The 17,692-nt window shown below is 69.6% G+C and carries 17 protein-coding genes and 1 tRNA gene; 12 read left to right on the plus strand and 6 right to left on the minus strand.

The window, feature by feature from the left end; translation table 11 throughout:
* Positions 1–77 precede the first annotated feature (77 nt).
* From ACIA5G_RS25125 to ACIA5G_RS25135, 3 genes are read right to left on the minus strand one after another with little or no spacing between them, the layout of a single operon-like run.
* Positions 78–467: a VOC family protein gene (locus ACIA5G_RS25125; protein WP_395927207.1), complete on the minus strand. Its 390-nt coding sequence runs from the start codon at positions 465–467 to the stop codon at positions 78–80.
* Positions 460–804, minus strand: coding sequence for a VOC family protein (locus ACIA5G_RS25130; protein WP_395927209.1), 345 nt, complete (start codon positions 802–804; stop codon positions 460–462). Before ACIA5G_RS25130 ends, ACIA5G_RS25125 begins: the two co-directional genes overlap by 8 nt.
* Positions 805–856: 52 nt before the next feature.
* Positions 857–1,459 carry a TetR/AcrR family transcriptional regulator gene (locus ACIA5G_RS25135; RefSeq protein WP_395927211.1) on the minus strand — a complete coding sequence of 201 codons (603 nt, stop codon included), beginning with the start codon at positions 1,457–1,459 and terminating at the stop codon, positions 857–859.
* A gap of 102 nt (positions 1,460–1,561) precedes the next feature.
* Here ACIA5G_RS25135 and ACIA5G_RS25140 point away from each other — a divergent pair, with 102 nt between their 5' ends.
* Positions 1,562–2,245, plus strand: coding sequence for a carboxymuconolactone decarboxylase family protein (locus ACIA5G_RS25140; RefSeq protein ID WP_395927213.1), 684 nt, complete (start codon positions 1,562–1,564; stop codon positions 2,243–2,245).
* Here ACIA5G_RS25140 and ACIA5G_RS25145 read toward each other — a convergent pair.
* Positions 2,242–2,697, minus strand: a complete 456-nt coding sequence (locus tag ACIA5G_RS25145) for a MarR family winged helix-turn-helix transcriptional regulator (protein WP_395927215.1) — start codon at positions 2,695–2,697, stop codon at positions 2,242–2,244. The genes ACIA5G_RS25140 and ACIA5G_RS25145 overlap by 4 nt on opposite strands.
* Positions 2,698–2,721: 24 nt before the next feature.
* Here ACIA5G_RS25145 and ACIA5G_RS25150 point away from each other — a divergent pair, with 24 nt between their 5' ends.
* The 3 genes from ACIA5G_RS25150 (at position 2,722) to ACIA5G_RS25160 (ending at position 5,495) form a co-directional block, all read left to right on the plus strand.
* Complete coding sequence (locus tag ACIA5G_RS25150) at positions 2,722–4,074, plus strand: MFS transporter (protein WP_395927217.1); 1,353 nt, start codon at positions 2,722–2,724, stop codon at positions 4,072–4,074.
* 21 nt (positions 4,075–4,095) lie between these two features.
* On the plus strand, positions 4,096–4,662 hold the full coding sequence (locus ACIA5G_RS25155; protein WP_395927219.1) for a carboxymuconolactone decarboxylase family protein: 567 nt from the start codon (positions 4,096–4,098) through the stop codon (positions 4,660–4,662).
* A 62-nt stretch (positions 4,663–4,724) separates the two neighbouring features.
* Positions 4,725–5,495, plus strand: coding sequence for a hypothetical protein (locus tag ACIA5G_RS25160; RefSeq protein ID WP_395927221.1), 771 nt, complete (start codon positions 4,725–4,727; stop codon positions 5,493–5,495).
* Here ACIA5G_RS25160 and ACIA5G_RS25165 read toward each other — a convergent pair.
* Positions 5,467–6,420, minus strand: a complete 954-nt coding sequence (locus tag ACIA5G_RS25165) for a sigma-70 family RNA polymerase sigma factor (RefSeq protein WP_395927223.1) — start codon at positions 6,418–6,420, stop codon at positions 5,467–5,469. The two genes, ACIA5G_RS25160 and ACIA5G_RS25165, sit on opposite strands and share 29 nt — an antisense overlap.
* Positions 6,421–6,461: 41 nt before the next feature.
* Between ACIA5G_RS25165 and dnaG the strand changes: the two genes are divergently transcribed.
* From dnaG to ACIA5G_RS25180, 3 genes are read left to right on the plus strand one after another with little or no spacing between them, the layout of a single operon-like run.
* Complete coding sequence (gene dnaG / locus ACIA5G_RS25170) at positions 6,462–8,369, plus strand: DNA primase (RefSeq protein WP_395927225.1); 1,908 nt, start codon at positions 6,462–6,464, stop codon at positions 8,367–8,369.
* Positions 8,370–8,372: 3 nt separating this feature from the next.
* Positions 8,373–8,894, plus strand: a complete 522-nt coding sequence (locus ACIA5G_RS25175) for a hypothetical protein (protein WP_395927227.1) — start codon at positions 8,373–8,375, stop codon at positions 8,892–8,894.
* A gap of 48 nt (positions 8,895–8,942) precedes the next feature.
* On the plus strand, positions 8,943–9,704 hold the full coding sequence (locus tag ACIA5G_RS25180; RefSeq protein ID WP_395927229.1) for a trans-aconitate 2-methyltransferase: 762 nt from the start codon (positions 8,943–8,945) through the stop codon (positions 9,702–9,704).
* Here ACIA5G_RS25180 and ACIA5G_RS25185 read toward each other — a convergent pair.
* Complete coding sequence (locus ACIA5G_RS25185; RefSeq protein WP_395927231.1) at positions 9,701–9,871, minus strand: hypothetical protein; 171 nt, start codon at positions 9,869–9,871, stop codon at positions 9,701–9,703. The two genes, ACIA5G_RS25180 and ACIA5G_RS25185, sit on opposite strands and share 4 nt — an antisense overlap.
* A gap of 168 nt (positions 9,872–10,039) precedes the next feature.
* On the opposite strand from ACIA5G_RS25185, the gene ACIA5G_RS25190 reads away from it, so the two are divergent.
* The 5 genes from ACIA5G_RS25190 to ACIA5G_RS25210 all read left to right on the plus strand — a co-directional run bounded on the left by ACIA5G_RS25190 (position 10,040) and on the right by ACIA5G_RS25210 (position 17,289).
* Positions 10,040–10,112: transfer RNA gene (locus tag ACIA5G_RS25190), tRNA-Asn, on the plus strand.
* A 484-nt stretch (positions 10,113–10,596) separates the two neighbouring features.
* Positions 10,597–12,051: a DUF3375 family protein gene (locus ACIA5G_RS25195; protein ID WP_395927998.1), complete on the plus strand. Its 1,455-nt coding sequence runs from the start codon at positions 10,597–10,599 to the stop codon at positions 12,049–12,051.
* Positions 12,048–12,710, plus strand: coding sequence for a DUF4194 domain-containing protein (locus ACIA5G_RS25200; protein ID WP_395927233.1), 663 nt, complete (start codon positions 12,048–12,050; stop codon positions 12,708–12,710). The genes ACIA5G_RS25195 and ACIA5G_RS25200 overlap by 4 nt, the downstream gene beginning before the upstream one ends.
* Positions 12,707–16,108, plus strand: coding sequence for an ATP-binding protein (locus ACIA5G_RS25205; RefSeq protein WP_395927235.1), 3,402 nt, complete (start codon positions 12,707–12,709; stop codon positions 16,106–16,108). Before ACIA5G_RS25200 ends, ACIA5G_RS25205 begins: the two co-directional genes overlap by 4 nt.
* Positions 16,108–17,289: a Wadjet anti-phage system protein JetD domain-containing protein gene (locus ACIA5G_RS25210; RefSeq protein WP_395927237.1), complete on the plus strand. Its 1,182-nt coding sequence runs from the start codon at positions 16,108–16,110 to the stop codon at positions 17,287–17,289. The genes ACIA5G_RS25205 and ACIA5G_RS25210 overlap by 1 nt, the downstream gene beginning before the upstream one ends.
* The last annotated feature ends 403 nt before the right edge of the window (positions 17,290–17,692 follow it).

Genomic DNA, 17,692 nt, shown 5'->3' on the forward strand with positions numbered 1-17,692 from the left:
TACCCCCGGAGTCGCGGCCCGACCGGCACCGCGTTACACGTCGGTCATTCCCGGAATCCGTTCGGGGTACGGCGAAGTCACCCGACGAAGATGCAGAACGGGTGGCCCGCCGGGTCCGCGTACACGCGCAGCGGCTCCTCCGGATCGTCCGCGTGGTCGGCCAGCAACCGCGCACCCAATGACTTCGCGCGCTCGTGCTGTTCGTCCAGCTCGGCGACCGTTTCCACGGTCAGGTCCAGGTGCAGCATCTGGGGCCGCGGGCCGTCCGGCCAGGTCGGCGGTGGGAGCGACTCGACCTGCTGGAACGCCAGCCGCGGGACGCCGGACGGGTCGTTGAGGACCACCCAGTCGTCGCCGTCGCCCGGGCGGTACGAGAAGCCCAGCAGGCGCCGGTAGAACTCCGCCAGCGCGCGGGCGTCCGTCGTGTCGAGGACGACCTGGCGCAGCCGGGGCACGCGGTCAGCCACGCCGGTGGGCGACCTGGAAGACGTTGCCGAACGGGTCGCGGACCATCGCGCGCCGGTCGCCGTAGGGCATGTTCGCCGGCTCCTCGAGGCTCGTCGCGCCGCAGTCGAGGGCGCGGCGGTACGTCGCGTCCGCGTCGGGGACGTAGACGTGGAGGAACGCGGGGAAGAGCTCACGCTCGCCTTCGGCGGAGACCAGCACGAGCGAGTCGCCGATGCGGATCTCGGCCGGCCGGCCGCTCTCGGCCTCGCCGGTGGCGCCGAACACCGTGCGCAGGAACGCGACGGTGGCGACAAGATCACGCACCACCATCCGCGGGATCACCGTCTGGTTGCCCATACCGGCCCACCCAAGCCCGTTCCGGCCCCGGGCACAAGTCGCCGGGCACAAGTCAGAGCCGCAGGCCGACCAGCTTCACCAGGAACCGGTCGACCTGCTCGAGCGCGGGCGGCCAGGGCAGGTCGGGCTCGTTGATGCGCTGCGCCAGCATGCCGTTGACGGCCGTCCGCAGGTCTATGGCGACGGTCGCGGCGTCGTCCTCGGGGGCCAGGCCGGCAGCCATGCAGGCCCGCACCGCCTCGACCGTGCGGGCGACCATGACCTCCTTGAACGGCATGCCGAGCCGCCGGTGGACCTTGCTCTCGTGCAGCACCTTGTAGAGCCCGGGGTGCTCGCGCGCCCACGCGGCCTGCGCCAGGATCCGCCCGCGCAGCGCGGCCGCCGGGTCCGGGGCGGCCGCGGCGGCCGCGTCCCCGGTGCCGACGAGGTCTTCGTGGCAGCGCTGCATCGCGGCCAGGACCAGCGCGTCGCGGTCCGGGAAGTGCAGGTACACCGACGTCGCCGCGATCGACACCTCGCGCGCGACGGCCCGCAGCGAAAGCGCCTCGTCGTCGGCCAGTTCGTCGAGCATCCGGACGGCGGCCGTGACGATCTCTTCGCGCAGCAGGTCACCCCGGCCCCGGGCGTTGGGGCGGCGGCGGGGGGTCTCGTCCATGGTCGGGCCAGTGTAGCTGGACACCCATTGCGCTACAGGTGTAGCTTAATTCGCACTACAGCTGTAGCGCTACAAACGTTCATCCACTGAGGGAGCGCAACCTTGACCACCACCGCTGTGTCCACGGACCTCGATCCCGTCTTCACGCAGATGGCCGGAGCGACCGCGGAGTTCGCCCGGGCGATCCCGGAGTTGACCGACCGCGAGAAGACCTTCCTGTGCGTCACGGCCGATGTCTGCCAGGGGAGCCTCGGCCTGGCGTTCACCGCGCACGTGCGGGCCGGACTGGCCGCCGGAGTGTCCACTTCGGACATTCGGGAGCTGCTGCGGTTCGTCTCGTACGACTGCGGTTACCACGCGGCGACCGCGGGCATCGAGCGGATCGCCGAGCTCGAAGCCGAGCTGGGCATCCCGCGCCCGGACGCCGAACCCCTGGCCGGCACGCTGGTTTCGACCGGTCCGGACGCTGCGCCGAGCCCGCTGCCGGACGCGGTCCGCGCCCGGCTGACCGAGCTGGACCCGCACTTCACCACGTACTTCGACCTGCAGTCCCGCATGCGGACCGGGCACGGGCCGGGGACGTTGAGCGAACGCGAGCGCGGCCTGGTCAGCCTGAGTGTCGACGTGCACTACCAGACGCTGGCCGACACCTTCCGCATCCACGTCGGGCGCGCGCTGCGGGGCGGGGCGACCCCGGAAGACGTCCGCGCCGCGCTGCGGTTCATCGCCCAGTTCGGGGTCACGCGGGCTTGGCACGCCTGGGAAGCACTGAACGCGATGGGCTAGCCGAGGACCTCGTCCGCCAGCCGGCTGAGGTAACCCGCGAACCGTTCCCGGTCTTCCTCCGCCCAGTCGCCCACCAGCGCCTCGAACGCCTGACGCTGGTGGGCACGCGAAGCCTCGAGAAACTCCCTCGCTGCGTCAGTGAGCGTCAGCACCGCCCGGCGTGCGTCCCGGGTCGACGTCGCACGCACCACAAAGCCGTCGCGAACGGCTTCGCCGACCATCCGGCTGGCCACCGAGCGGTCGATGCCCAGCTGGTGCGCGACGTCGGCGACCGTCACCTCTTCGGCCGCCGTGCCGGCGATCGCCTGGATGACGAACAGGTTCGGCACCGTCCACGCCGGTGGGGCGCCGGCCGCGAAGCGCTCGACGACGTCCGGAGCCCACTGGCGCGCCCAGTGGCGGACGAGGCGGAAGAGCGCCGGGCCGCCGTCGAGAGGGCTTGATGCGTGCATAACGCACACTATAACGTGTGCTTTATGCACGCATCTCGGAACCTCGCTTTTGCCGGCCTCCTGCTCGGCATGGCCATGGCCCAGCTCGACGGCCTGATCGTCACCGCCGCCCTGCCCTCGATCGGCGCCGACCTGCACGCCCGCACCGGGCTCGTCGCGGTCACCGCGGCCGGCCTGCTGACCCTCACCGTCGCGACACCGCTGCACGGCAGGCTCGGCGACCTGTACGGCCGCCGGACGTCCTTCGCCGGATCGGTCCTCGTGTTCGCCGCGGCCTCGGCGTGGTGCGCCGCCGCACCGGACGTCGGCTCGCTGATCGCCGCCCGCGCCCTGCAGGGGCTGGGCGGGAGTGGCCTGATCGTGACGGCGATGAGCGCGCTCGGCGAGCTGTTCGAACGCGACGAACTGCTGCGCCGCCAGGGCTGGCAGACGGCCGTGTTCGCGGCCGCCACCCTCGGCGGGCCGCCGCTGGGCGGGCTGCTGGCGGCGGGCCCGGGCTGGCGGTGGATCTTCCTGGTCAACCTGCCCCTGTGTGTGCCCGCGCTGGTGCTCGGCCTGCGCGGGCTGCCCGCAAAACCGCGTCCCGCCAAGGCGAAGTTCGACGTCGGAAGCAGCGTGCTGCTCACCGTCGCGGGATCCGCGGTGGTCGCGCTCGGCACCGTCGACGCGCTCGCAATGAGTCCACTGTGGACGCCGATCCTGGTGGGAACCGCCGCCGCGGCGGGAATCCTCTTCGTCCGTCGGCAGCGGCGCACACCGAGCCCGCTGATCTCGCCGAAGGTGTTCGCGGACGCCGTCCTGGCGCGCGCGGTCGTGGTCAACGGCCTCGCGGGCGCCGCGCTCTACGGTACGTTCACCTACGTCGCGCTGGTCGCCGCCCTCGGCGCCGGCGCGGCCGGGACCGGTCTGCTGCTCGTCGCCATGACCGCCGGGCAGCTCGCGCTCTCGGTGTCTTTCGCCGCCCTGGCGCGAAAACGACCCGACATGACGGCCTGGGGCCGGCTCGGCTGCGCGCTCGGGGTCGCGGGCCTCGCCGCGATCGCCGTGGCCGCGGGCGGGCTCCGCTGGCTGCTCGTGCCGGGGCTGTTCGCGATCGGAGCCGCGTTCACCGTCTGCACGTCCGCCTACACCGTCCTGGGCCAGACGCGGGCGAAGCGCGAGCTGATGGGCGTCACGATGGGCTCGCTGACCTTCGCGCGGCAGGCCGGCGGGCTGGCCGGGGCCGCGGTGTTCGGCTGGCTCGCCCTGGCCACGACCGGCGGGCTGGGTGCGGCGGGCCTGACCGTCGTGTTCGCCGCGGCGGCCACGACGATGCTGGTGGCGTGGCTCACTTCGCCGCGTGTCACGTCTCCGGACGCCGTCTCGTTCCCTTCCTGACCGAGACGAAGGAGACCGGAAATGCCTCGCATCGCCGCGAAGAAGACCACCGAAGCCGGGCTGTTCCTCAAGCTGTTCTACCGGATCGCGGGCCGCCGCTACGGCGCGGTGCCGGAGCCGATGGCCGTCGCCGCGCACCACCCGGGCCTGCTGCGGGCCAACGCCGTGCACGAGCTGATGGTGGAGCGCGCGTCCAAGAAGCTGCCCTCGAACGTGCGGGAGCTCGCCGTCTACCGGGTCGCGACGCGCATCGGCTGCTCGTGGTGCGTCGACTTCGGCACCATGCTGCAGAAGCACGAAGGCCTGGACATCGAGCGGCTCAAGAAGATCGACGACTACGCGACGTCACCCGCGTTCAGCCCGCCGGAGCGGCTCGCGATCGCCTACGCCGACGCGATGTCCGCCGACCAGGTCACCGTGACCGACGAGCAGGTCGCCGAGCTCGAGCGCGAGTTCGGCCGTGACGGGGTCATCGAGCTGACCTACCAGATCGCGCTGGAGAACTCCCGGGCCCGGATGAACAGCGCGCTCGGCATCGTCGACCAGGGCTTCACCTCGGGCGACGCCTGCCGGATCCCGCTCCCGTAGGACCCCGGGAATCGGACCCCGGTGGGACGCGCCACCGGGGCCGCTCGCGGGACCGTTCCGGCATGCACCTCGTCGCCAGTGAACGTGTCAAGCTCTTCAGCATCGCCACCCCCTGGGTGTGCGCCCTCCTCGCGCTGGCCGCCCTCGTGGTGCCGGCCGTGCTCACTGCCGCCACGGCCACCGAGTCGGCCCTGCCGCCGACGGTGGCGAGCACCCAGTTCGGCGCGCCGTTCGGGTTCGTCGCCGCGCTGGTCCTGGGCGCGCTGGCGGTGACGAGCGAGTACCGCAGCGGGACGATCCGCACCGCCTTCCAGGCCCTGCCGAGCCGGACGCCGGTGCTGCTGGCGAAGGCCGCGGTTGTCGCCGGGTACGCGTTCGCGCTCGGCGAGGTCGTCGCCTTCGCGGCGTGGCTGGTGGCGCGGCTCGTCGCGCCCGGCGCCGACCTCGCGCTCGACAGCGCCGCGGACTGGACGATCGTCGCCGGGACCGGCCCGGTGTTCGCGTTGATCGCGGTCTGCGGGGTCGGCATCGGCCTGCTGGTGCGGCACACCGGCGGCGCGGTCGCGCTGCTCGTCGCCTACCCGCTGGCGGCCGAGAACGTGATCGCGCTGATCCCGGACGCCGGTCCGGCGATCCACCGCTGGCTGCCGCTCAACGTCGTGGCGAAGTTCCTGAGTGGCACCGGCGGCGCCAACGGCGGGCGGGACGGCGGCAACGCGGCCGTCCTGTCCGACTCGCCCCTGAGCGCCGGCTGGGCGCTGGCCTACTTCGCCGCCTTCGCCGCGCTGGCGCTCGCGGCCGGCGTCACGGCTGCCCGGCTCCGGGACGCGTGATCCGGGTCAGCTTGTCCGGGTTGACGACGTCGTAGATCGCGACGATCTTCCCGTCGCGGACGCTCACCGACTGCACGTGCTCGTCGAGGGCGAGGAAGCCGTCGCGGCCCGGCATCGGCGCCAGGTACATCCCCAGGTCGCCGTTGACCAGCACCGGCGCGCCGCGCTCGACCATGCCGGGCGCGTACTTCCGCACGAGGCCGAGGAAGAACCGGGCGATCTTGTCCGGGCCGAGGATGAGCTGGCGCGTGGTGCGGCCCTTGCCGTTCGAGTCGCCGATGAGCACGACGTCCGGGGCCAGCAGCTCGGTCATCGCCCGGATGTCGCCCTGCTGCAGCGCGGTGACGAACTTCTCGAGGATCCGCGCCTGGTCCTCGAGCGGCGCGCGCGGCGGCGGGTCGGCGTCGGCGAGGGCCTTGCGCCCTCGCGAAGCGTGCTGCCGCGCGGCCTCGACCGAGACGCCGAGCGCGTCCGCGATCTCCGAGAACGGCACCGAGAAGGCGTCGTGCAGCACAAAGGCGACCCGCTGCTCCGGGGTCAGCTTGTCGAGGACGACCAGCGCGGCCATCCGCAGGCCGTCGTCGCGGACCGCGACCTCCAGCGGGTCCTCGCTCACCGGCTGCCCGAACGGCGTGACGACCGGCTCCGGCAGCCACTGGCCGACGTACCGCTCGCGCTGCGCCGCGGCCGACTTCAGCCGGTCGAGGCAGATCCGGCCGACCACCGTGGTCAGCCAGCCCCGCAGGTCGCGGATCGCCGCGCGGCCGGCGTCGTCCAGCCCGGCCAGCCGCAGCCACGACTCCTGGACCGCGTCCTCGGCGTCGGCGCGGGTGCCGGTCAGCCGGTAGGCGACCCCGATCAAGTGGCCGCGGTGCCCGGCGAACTCCGTGGCGAGGGTGTCCTGGGCGGTGGGCGTGGAGACCATGCCCCGAGTGTGCCGCAAACGGCAAGACTAGAGTGGGTGACGTGGCAGGACGGATTCGGGAGAGCGACATCGCGGAGGTGCGCGAGCGGAACCGGATCGACGAGGTCGTCGGGGAGTACGTGGCGCTGCGCCGCGCCGGTGGGGGCAGCCTGAAGGGCCTCTGCCCGTTCCACAACGAGAAGACCCCGTCGTTCAACGTCCGCCCGACGCACGGCACCTTCCACTGCTTCGGCTGTGGCGAGGGTGGCGACGTGATCAAGTTCGTCCAGAAGATCGACCTGATCACGTTCGTGGAGGCCGTCGAGCGGCTGGCCGACCGGGTCGGCATCCGGCTCACCTACGAAGGCGGCGGCGCGACGATCCAGCGCGACCGCGGCAGCCGCAGCCGGCTGATCGAGGCGCACCGCGCGGCCCAGGAGTTCTACGCCGAGCAGCTGGTCACCGACGAGGCGCGCACCGCGCGGGACTTCCTGTCCGAGCGCGGCTTCGACGCCGCCGCGGCGAAGACGTTCGGCTGCGGGTACGCCCCCGGCGGCTGGGACAAGCTGACCAAGCACCTGCTCACGCGTGGTTTCGAGGTCAAGGAGCTGCTGACGGCGGGGCTGTCCAAGGAGGGCCAGCGCGGCCCGATGGACCGCTTCCACCGGCGGCTCGTCTGGCCGATCCGCGACGTCGGCAACGAGGTGGTCGGCTTCGGCGCGCGGCGGCTGTTCGACGACGACCGGATCTCGGCCAAGTACCTCAACACCGCCGAGTCGCCGATCTACAAGAAGTCCCAGGTCATGTTCGGCCTCGACCTGGCCAAGCGCGAGATCGCGAAGCGGCACCAGGTCGTCGTGGTCGAGGGCTACACCGACGTGATGGCGATGCACGCTGCGGGCGTGCCGACGGCCGTGGCGTCATCGGGCACGGCGTTCGGCGAGGACCACATGAAGGTGCTTCGCCGGCTGATGATGGACGACGACGCCTTCCGCGGCGAAGTGATCTTCACCTTCGACGGTGACGAAGCGGGCCAGAAGGCCGCGCTGAAGGCGTTCGAAGGCGACCAGACGTTCGCCGGCCAGACCTACATCGCGGTCGCGCCGGACGGCATGGACCCGTGCGAGCTGCGCCTGGCCAAGGGCGACAGCGCGGTGAAGGACCTAGTCGCGCGGCGGACCCCGCTGTTCGAGTTCGTCATCCGGAGCACGCTCAAGAACTACGACCTCGACTCGGTCGACGGCCAGGTCTCGGCGCTGCAGAAGACCGTGCCGATGGTCGCGGCGATCAAGGACCGCGCCGCCCGCGACGGGTACGCGTCGAAGCTCGCCTGGTGGGTCGGCTGGCAGGACGTCGCGCAGGTGGTCAACCGGGTCCGCGGCAGCGCGGGCGCGACCGACAAGCGCGGGGGCGCGCCGCTGCGCCAGCCCGCGCGTGTGGGCGCTCCCGAGGTCAAGGCCCCGGAGGCCGACATCGCCCGCCCGGCGCCGAAGGACCCGCGGTTCGCCGTCCAGCGCGAGGCCCTGAAGGCCGCGCTGCAGCAGCCCGCGATCGCCGGGCCGGAGTACGACGCGCTGCCCCTGGAAGCGTTCACGCACCCGGTGTACGTCGCGGTGCACGAAGCCGTGCTGAAGGCGGGCGGCGCGGGTTCGGGCCTGACCGGCCCGGCGCTGCTGGACGCGGCCGCCCCGCACTGTCCGGAAGGGACGGTCCGGCGGGTGCTGTCGGAACTGGCGGTGGAACCGTTGCAGGCCAAGGACGAAGTCGACTCCCGGTACATCTCGTCGATCCTCGCGCGGCTGCAGGAGGGCCTCGTCGGCCGGCAGATCGCGGAGATCAAGGGAAAGCTGCAGCGGCTGTCGCCGGTCGAAGCGCCGGACGACTACCGCGCGCTGTTCGGCGACCTCGTCGCGCTGGAGCAGTACAAGAAGTCGCTGGGCGAGCAGGCCGCCGCCGGCGCCTGGGGCTGAGCCATGGGTTTCCTGCGCCGGTTGCTCGGCGACCGCACGCCCGAAGACTTCTCCGGCTCGCTCTCGCCGGGGGAGGACGTCGTCGACAGCGTCCCCGTCGAGGGCGGCGGACACCTGGTCGTGACACAGCTCGGGCTGTGGGTCCCGGCCGAGGGTGGCGCGCGGCGCATCGGCTGGCACCTGATCGGCAAGGCGGCGTGGGCGGACGGCGTCTTCACGCTGACGGAGTCGGCCGAGGTGAGCACCGCCGGTGCGGCCGTCGTTCTGGCCGACCTGCCGCCGGTGCGTTTCCGGCTGGCTGCGCCGGGCAAGGTGCCGAAGCAGGTCTACCTGCGCGTCGAGGGCTCGATCCGGTCGCGGCACCGGCAGGAGATCGGCGCCGGCGGAGCGTGGTTCGTGCAGCGCAAGGTGCCCGGCCGCGACGGCAGCGTCCTGCAGGTCCGGCCCGATCCGGGCACCGACGCCGAGCTGGTGACGGCCATCGCCGAGCAGGCCGCCGCGAAGCTGGTCAACCCCGCCGAGTAGCAGTACGCTCGTACTCAGTACAGGCGTACTGTTTGCTGGGAGGCGGCCGTGTGGGATCCGGAGAAGTACCTCGACTACGCCGACCTGCGGGCCCGGCCGTTCCACGACCTGATCGCCCGCATCGGCGCCGCCTCACCGCGTCGCGTCGTCGACCTCGGCTGCGGCCCGGGGAACCTGACTGTCTCCCTGAAGGACCGTTGGCCCGGCGCGGTCCTGGAGTGCGGTGACAGTTCACCCGAAATGGTGGAATCCGCACGCTCCCGCGGTCTGGACGCTTCGTTGCTCGACGTCCGCGACTGGACGCCCGCGCCCGACACCGACGTGGTGGTGTCGAACGCCGTCCTGCAGTGGGTCCCGGGCCACGAGTCCCTGCTCCGCCGCTGGGTGTCCGAGCTGCCGGCGGGCGCTGTCGTCGCGATCCAGGTGCCGGGCAACTTCAACGCGCCTTCGCATGCGCTGACCCGCGAACTGGCGGCGTCCCCGGCCTGGGCGTCCCGCCTGGCCGACGTCGTCCTGCGCGAGGACGACGCGGTCTTGAGCCCCCTCGGCTACGCGAACCTCCTGGCCGACGCCGGCTGCGGTGTGGACGCCTGGGAGACGACGTACATGCAGCCCCTGCGCGGGCCGCGCGCGGTGCTGGAATGGATCACCGGGACGGCGTTGCGCCCGGTCCGGGCGGCGCTGCCGGACGAGGAGTGGGAGCAGTTCCGCGCCGAGCTGGCCCCGCGTCTCGACGAGGCGTACCCGACCCGGGCCGACGGGACCACGTGGTTCGAGTTCCGCCGGGTGTTCTTCGTCGCCCAGGTCTAGCGCTTGGTCTTCTCGCTGATCTTGGCGCGCGCGATCCCGGCGGCCCCTTGGACCATGGGGTGGTCGACGACCCGGCGGTAGGTGCGCACGAGCTGCTCGTACCGCCCCCGGCCTGCCTTGGCGCCCAGCACGTAACCCAGGCCAGCCCCCAGCAGGAACTTCTTCATCCGCGTCCACGCCTTCCGTTCGATAGGTCGTCCGACTGTCCATTGTCCAGGAAAACCGCCCGGGCGGGGGCGGTTGCGCCAAGTGGGGGGTGGTGCGAAGTCGGTTGCGGGCATGGGTTAAAGTTCTTCTTGTCGGTCGGAGAGACCGGCACCGGAAGTGAGCAACATTCCCCTGTAGCTCAACTGGCAGAGCATTCGGCTGTTAACCGGAGGGTTCTTGGTTCGAGTCCAAGCGGGGGAGCAAAGCCCAGGTCACTGACCTGGGCTTTTTTGCTACCCCTAAGTAGGGGCGATTTAGTGTCTATCTTGACGATCGTCCAGTGATCGATCGTCGTCAGATGGGGCTAGGCCGCAGACGGCGGCGGAGCGCGTCCGTGGCTCGTGCCAGCACCGACCGACGGCTTGAGCCGGGGGTGCCCCCTTCGAAGTTCGGAGCATTGATGTTGGCGGCAGAGGCGCCTGGCCGTTCTCTGCATCGCCCGCCCACGTTGGCCAGGGAGTCGAGGCCAAGGTTCTCCGAACAGTCACCTGCGGCCCGTTCATCATGCCCACGATGGGACGGGCGGTCTCCTGGCTTTCGCCAGCAAGTAGAGCCGGCATGCCACCCTGAGTAACAACTCAGCCGGCGGCGGCGACCCCGGTGTTGAAGCGGGCAATTTTTGTCGGTGCTGTCAGCAAGACTGTCGGGAGCTGACTCGGGAGGTGAGGCCGTGGACGCTGGCGGAGTGACACCGGAGGAGATCAGGAGCGCGCTGTCGAGCAATGCGACGTTGAAGCTCCTGAACGCCTACAGCCGCGATTGGGTTCTCCCGCTGTTTGCCGAGCACCTCGAACCGGTCGACGGTTCGGTGTCCGCCGAGTGGTTCCACGAGCGCGTCACCGAGGCGCTCGGTCGCATCCCCAACTGGCAGGGTGACCGATCGCCGGCGGAGCACTGCCGCAGGTGGGTCGAGTCCCGCTGGCTCGAAACGGAGACAGACTCCGGAAGGTTACGGTACCGGCTGTCCCCGCACTCGCTTCGCGCTTTGCGAATCGTGAAGGAGATAGTCGAAGGCGAAAGTAGCGTCTCGGGTGCCCGGTTGGGCAGCATCGCACACGCGGTCCGTCGGCTGGCCGACATGACCAACCCGGATCGCGAGGTCCAAGTGCGCCGGATCGACGAGCAGATCGAGGAGCTGCGGCATCGGCGTGACGCGGTCGCCTCGGGCCAGGCTCGGCTGGCGACCCTCGACGAGATGCAGCAACAGCTCCGTGAGGTCCTCGCGATGACCCGCTCTCTGCCAGCGGACTTCCGGCAACTCCGCACGCTGGTCGAGGACCGGCACCAGAAGGTCGCGCGCCACGCGATGACCGACGGCCCGGCGAAGGCCGATCTGGTAGAAGACTACCTCCACGAGAACGGCCTGCTGACAAGGACTCCCGAGGGCCTGGCCTACCTCGGCTTCTCCCGGATGCTCGCCTCCTCCCAGCAAGCACGCACGATCCGGGAGGACGTCGACCAGATCCTCGCGCAGGACTTCGCCCACGATCACATAAAAGCGAACCAGCGGGCACAGCTGGAAACGATGTTCTCCACGCTGCTGGCGGCCGAACTGCGTGTACAGGAGAGCTACGTGCGGTGGACTGCCTCGTTGCGCCGCTTCTTGACCCGCTCCGCGCACGGTCGTCACCGGCGCCTGCTGAGCCTCGCCGACCGCGCCTTGCACACCGGAGCGACCTGGGTCGAGCAGGACCCCGGCGCACGGTTCCTGGACGGCGACGTCCTGGGCATCGGGGTGTTCGCGTTCACCGACGTCTCGCAGATTCAGCTGTGGCGGGACCTCGGTCCGCAGACGGTGGTGGTCCAGGTGCAGCAGGACGCCCTCCCGCTGCCGGAGCTGGACCGGGCGGCGCTGCGCCTGGCGGCCGGGACGAGCCGCCGCGCGGTGTCACGGACCATCAACACCCTGCTGAAGGACCGGCACGTCGTCACCGGGACGGAGGTGTACGAGGCGACACCCGCCGAGTTCCAGCGGCTGGGCGCGCTCGTAACCTTGCTCGATCTGGCGGTCACCCACGGCCGGGTGGAAGTCGCGGCCTGCGAGCGGGTGACCATCGGTGGCGATCGGAGACGCGCGTTGTACGTCGAGTTCCCCCACATCGTCTTCGACAGTCCCGTTGAGGCGGGTGAGGACTCATGAGCGTGGAAGAAAGCAACACCGACCAAGAGCTCGATGCATTCGGCGAGGACGACTCGGCCGGCCTTCCCGACGCGGCCCGGCGTGCCCTGACAACGCTACTGACCGCCCGTTTCATCACTCGGGCCCGGAACCGCCAGGCTTGGGACTCGTTGCTGGCGTACGAGCACGAAATCCGTGAGCACCTCTCCGACCTGTTCCTGGAACTGGTCGTGGACCGGGACCTGGAAGTGGCGTTCAAACGGCAGACGCTCGCCGAGGACGCACCGCGGGTTCTGCGGCGTGAACGGCCGCTGTCTCGGGACACCTCTTTCCTCCTGGTGTTCCTCAGGCAGGAGTGCGCCTACACCGACGCCGCTGACGGTCCGGTCGTGGTCAACCGCGCACAGCTCGAAGAGTTCCTCCGCGCCTACCGAGAGGACGGCGACGGCGACACGGCGCGCTTCGAACGCCGCGTCGACACCGCCATCCGCGCGCTCACCGAGTTGCGCCTGCTCACCGCAGATCCGGACGCCGGCTACCTCTTCACGGTGTCACCGGTTGTGGTCCCGCTGATCGGCGCCGACGAACTCATCAGGCTCGAAGACGCCTACCGCCAAGGCGTGGAACTGCGTGAACCGCCCCGAACGGACGACCGAACCGAGGGGGAGGTACCCGAGTGACTCCGGAAGCCGTCCCCGGACAGTTCCGCATCGAGAAGGTCCAAGTCCTCAACTGGGGCGCGTATTCGGGCTTGCAGGTCATGCACGTCGGGCGCTCCGGTACCGCCATCCTGGGCCCGTCCGGCCGGGGCAAGTCGACCTTGCTCGACGCGATGGCGTCCGTGATCATGCCGAACCCGCAGGAATTCAACCAAGCCGCCAGAGACGACAAGGGCCGCAAGCGCGAACGCACGACCTACAGCTACGCCCGCGGGCACACCGACCATCGCCGCGACGAGAACAGGCGCTCGGGGACGACCACCTACCTCAGGCCACCGGGGAGTGACGGCTTCGCCAGTGGCACCGCGATCACGTGGTCGGATGGTGTGGCCGCCCGGGTCACCGCGTTTCGGCTCGCCTGGGTGGCCCCGGACACGACCGGGGCGGAGATGATCGGCACGAACACGGTGTACGGGTTCGTGCACGACGATTTCGACTTGGCAGGCCTCGACGGCTTGTCCGGTGTGCGGGCCGGCACTTCGCCGCTGTCGAAATCCTCTCTGGGCACCCTCGTCGACCCCGACCGCGGAGACGTCGTCGATCCGTCTCAGAGCCGGATGCACGCCAAGATGCGCACCGCCATGTCCATGGGACGCACCGACGAATCTCAGCGGCTCGCCATGCAGCTCCTGCGCCGCGCCCAAGCGTCCAAGGGCATCTTCAACATCAACGCGCTCTTCAAAGAATTCGTTTTGACCGAGCCGCTGGCGATGAGCAGGTGGGACACGGCGCTGGCGGCCTACCGGGAAGCGAGCCTGCTGTACGACGAATTCGAATACGCGCGAAAGCGGTTCGACGCGCTCGCCCAGCTGCCCGCGCTCGCGGAGCGGTACGCCACAGCGGGAAGTGATTACGTCGCCAAGCAGCGGCTGCGGCAAGAGCCGGACACCGGCGGTCCGTCCCGGCTGCAGGTCTGGCACGCGGAGAAAGTGGCGGAGTGGGCGGCCCGGGAAACCGACACCAACCGGATCGAGCACGCGGAGGTCGACGAAGAGGTCCAGTCCGCCCGCCTGAACGCCAAGACAGCCAAGGACGCCTTCGACGACGTCATCACCACCCTCACGGCCGTCGGCGGTGACCCGACCAAGACACTTGCGCTGCAGCTCGAAGGCGCCCGCAAAGAACTCGACAACCTTGAGGAGGCCCGAGCCGAGCTGACCGCGCAGCTCGCCGAGTTCGGCCTCGTGCTGCCCACTTCTCAAGGCGATCTGACGCTCCTCCAGGCCAGCATGGCGGAGATCCACGCGAAGTTGACGGCCGACCAAGCCGAGCTCGACCGACAAGCGCACGAGAGACAGGCCGATCTGGCGCTCTTGAAGCGCCGCATCGCGAAGCTGACCAAGGAGATCGAGCAGCTCAAGCAGCGCCGCGGCAACATCCCCGAAGAAGCGGAAGGCATGCGCAACCGCATCGCGCGAGCCACGCGACTGCCCGCTGATCGTCTGCCGTACCTCGGTGAGCTGCTTCAGCTTAAGCCCGAGCACCGACGCTGGGAGCAGGCAGTGCTGAGCGTCCTGCGTGGACTGGCACAGCAACTGGCCGTCGCCGAAGCGGACTTGCCAGTCGTACGCCGCCATGTCAACGACAACGACATGGGAGGCGCGATCACGCTGGTTCGAGTCCGGACTCCCGGGTCAGTTCCCGCGCCGATCGCCAACACCGTCCCGGCACTGCTCGACATCGCGGATTCGCCATATCGCGATTGGCTTGTGCGCGAACTGGTCGAGCACTTCTCCTACTGGTGCGTGGAGCACGACAGCGCACTGAGCGAACCACGGCCGCCCGGCACCATCGGCTCCGTCACCCTCGCCGGCATGCGCACAGGTGCGCGCGACCGGTACGTGAAGAACGACCGAAAGAGCCCCTACAAGTGGATCGGCTGGGACAACCACCAGCTGCGCGCCGACCTCGCCGAAGAAGCCAGCTCACTCCGGAGTGAGCTTCCGTCGACCGAGCTCAAGGCCGACCAAGCCGGCGCGGCACGCGACGCGTGCCGCGACAGTATCCTGCGGCTGAAAGTGCTGCAAGAAGGCATCGCGTGGACCCGCATCGACACCGCACCCGTGCTCCAGCGGATCAGCGCGCTCGAGGAACAGCTCAAGCGCGCCGACACCCCGGAAATCCGCGAGCTGCGGAGACGGTTGGACCTCGCCCACGAAAAGATGCGCAAGACCGGCCTCGTCGTCGGCAAACTCGAAGACAAGCTGGTCGCGATCGGCGACGTCTGGGGTCAGCTCGTGGATGTGCGAGACACCGCCACCAGGACGATCGACGACGAGCCAGCGCTGACGGACGAAGAGCGCGCTGCACTGGCAGGGGTGCCGTTCGCTGCCCCAGTCGGCCCCGAGATAGCCGCCATCAAACAGAGCAGGTTGACCGCCGAAGACGATCTCAGCCACCAGATCGAGCAGCACAAGAAGGACCGCGAGTCACACGAACAGATGATTCTCGTGACCATCCGGGCGTACCGGAACATCGACGAGCGCACGGCCCGGGAGCTGGATGAAACCATCGAAAGCCTTCCCGCTCTCCTCGACCTGCACACCCAGCTGGTCACCGACGACCTTCCCCGCGCGAAGCACAAGTGGCTGCGCAAGGTTGATCAGGAGATGAACACCCAATTGCGCAGCCTGCTGGTGCAGATCGACGAGGACGGCCGGCAGATCAGGCGCGGTCTGCACCCGATCAACTCGGTGCTCGAAGGCGTCCCGTTCCGCGAAGGCTCCGTGCTGACCATCGAGACCGTCGACCGGCCCAGCACGGACCTCAAGGAGTTCCGCGACCTCATCACCCGCTATACCAGCAACACTCTGCTGCAAGACGTCAGCCGTGACGCCAACGAGATCGAAGCGGCGTTCGTTCGGCTGCGCAAAGGCCTCGCCCGCCTCGACGATCCCACACGCTACGGCGAGGGCTGGCGGCGGCGGGCGTTCGACGCCCGAGAGCACGTGGAGTTCCGCGCCATCGAGACGCGAACCGATGGCGCGGAAATTGTCCATGAAGGCGTCGCCGGGATGAGTGGCGGCGAAGGTCAGGAGCTGATCGCCTTTATCTTGGGGGCCGCGCTGCGCTACAGGCTCGGTGAGGGCAGTGAAGCACCACCGATCTACGCTTCGATCGTCCTCGATGAAGGCTTCGTCAAAGCCGACAGCGAGTACACAGGGCGTGCTCTCGCCGCACTCCGCGCGCTGGGCTTCCAGCTCATCGTCGGCGCACCGCGCGAGAAGGCGACGGCGTTCGAAGAGCACATCGAGACGGTCGCGTACATCAACACCGATCCCCGCAATCCCACGGCCGTGCGGATCTACCCGATGACCATCGAACAAGCTCTCAGCGTCGATGGCGAGGAAGTCCCTTGATGCGCTCGCCGGGGGAGATCCTCGCGCAGATCCGCACTCGTTACTCGAGCGGCTGGCGCGACTGGCTCGTCTCACCACCGGACAGATTCTCGTTCCCCCTCGCGGCGCCGGACGCCACCACAACGGCGCGTGAAGCAACGAAGGTGAGCGATTGGCTGCGCGCGTGGCGGACTTGGGCCAGCGAACACCCCACAGCCAGGCTGCGCAGCACGACCCGTCGCACGCTCATCGGCACACAGGACATCTACACCCACGTCGAGGTGGACGACGTCGATGCCTTGGCGGCCCTCTCTCCCGAGACGGCGGCGCACTGGGCGAGAGCGCAACAACGTTATCCACAGCTGGTTGCGCCGCATCTCCGGCTCAAGCCCAGGCTCGCCGAAATCGTCGATCTCGACGACCACGATTTCGGCCTCCTACTGCGCGCCGCGCAGTGGTTCGCCGAGCATCCGCAGTCCGGGCTGACCATGCGTCAAGTACCGATCCGCGGCCTGCACACCAAATGGCTCGCGCGCCACCGCCGGCTCGTTCTGGCTTTGCTGGACCTCGATCCTTCGCCGTCGTCGCCTGAAAGTGACGACGAACTCACCCCCGAAGACGTTGACCTGCTCGGACTGCGGCCGCTGCCGCGCCAGGTCGACATCATCCTCCTCGACCCGGACGACCGGCGCTCACTAGCCGGGCTTCGCCACCTCCGCGCCCCGCTGGGCGAGATCGCCGCGCTCCCCCTCCGCCCCCGGCACGTCCTCGTCGTCGAGAACAAGGAGTCGGCACTGCCGGTCCCCGACCGGCCCAATGCGGTGGTCATCCACTCGCTCGGGAACTTCCTTTCAGCGCTCGACGCGCTCTCTTGGATCTCCAGTGCGTGCGTTTGGTACTGGGGTGATCTGGACCGTGCGGGCCTGACGTTGCTATCTCGCGCTCGGACCGTCCACCCGGAAATCAAGTCCGTCCTGATGGATCGCCGCACCCTCGAGCGGCACCACGATCTGACGGTCGAAGATCCCACCAGCAGGGTCGACGCCCCCGATCCGACCCTCACCGCTGCCGAACTGGAGACGCTCGCACAGCTGGCCGACGGTGACGGATACTTGCGCCTCGAGCAGGAACGCTTGCCCTGGGAGTACGTCTTACCGCACCTGTCAAGAGCGCTGGACGATGGCGACGACCGCAATCACTGAACGGGTTCTGCGTGCACGTACTGGTGGTGGTGCGCCAGTTCGGGCCTGCTTCAGCTACCGAGCGGCAGTTGGACTCCTTCGTGGCGAACTCGGAAATCTGCCGAGACTAAAAGCCGACCCGTCTGGATCTCTGCTCCCAGTGGGCGGCGTTCGCTACTGCGGAGCTAAGGAAGCCGAACCCCTGACCCTCTCACTGCCAGTGAGGGTCGATCATGGCTCTGACCTGCGGCGATAGAGAATCGCCTAGTCAAATGATGCGCTTCGGTGCCGCTGCTGGCAACTGTGTGTTGTTGAGTGCGGTTATGACAGGGGGTTTGCCCCAGCTGTGCCCCAGTGAAATTAGTGAGAGGACTGGGCCACGCGCGTGTCGAACATCAGGCGGATCCGGCAGGCGACGTGGGCT

The sequence above is a fragment of the Amycolatopsis sp. NPDC051758 genome (assembly GCF_044453095.1).
GTDB lineage: Bacteria > Actinomycetota > Actinomycetes > Mycobacteriales > Pseudonocardiaceae > Amycolatopsis.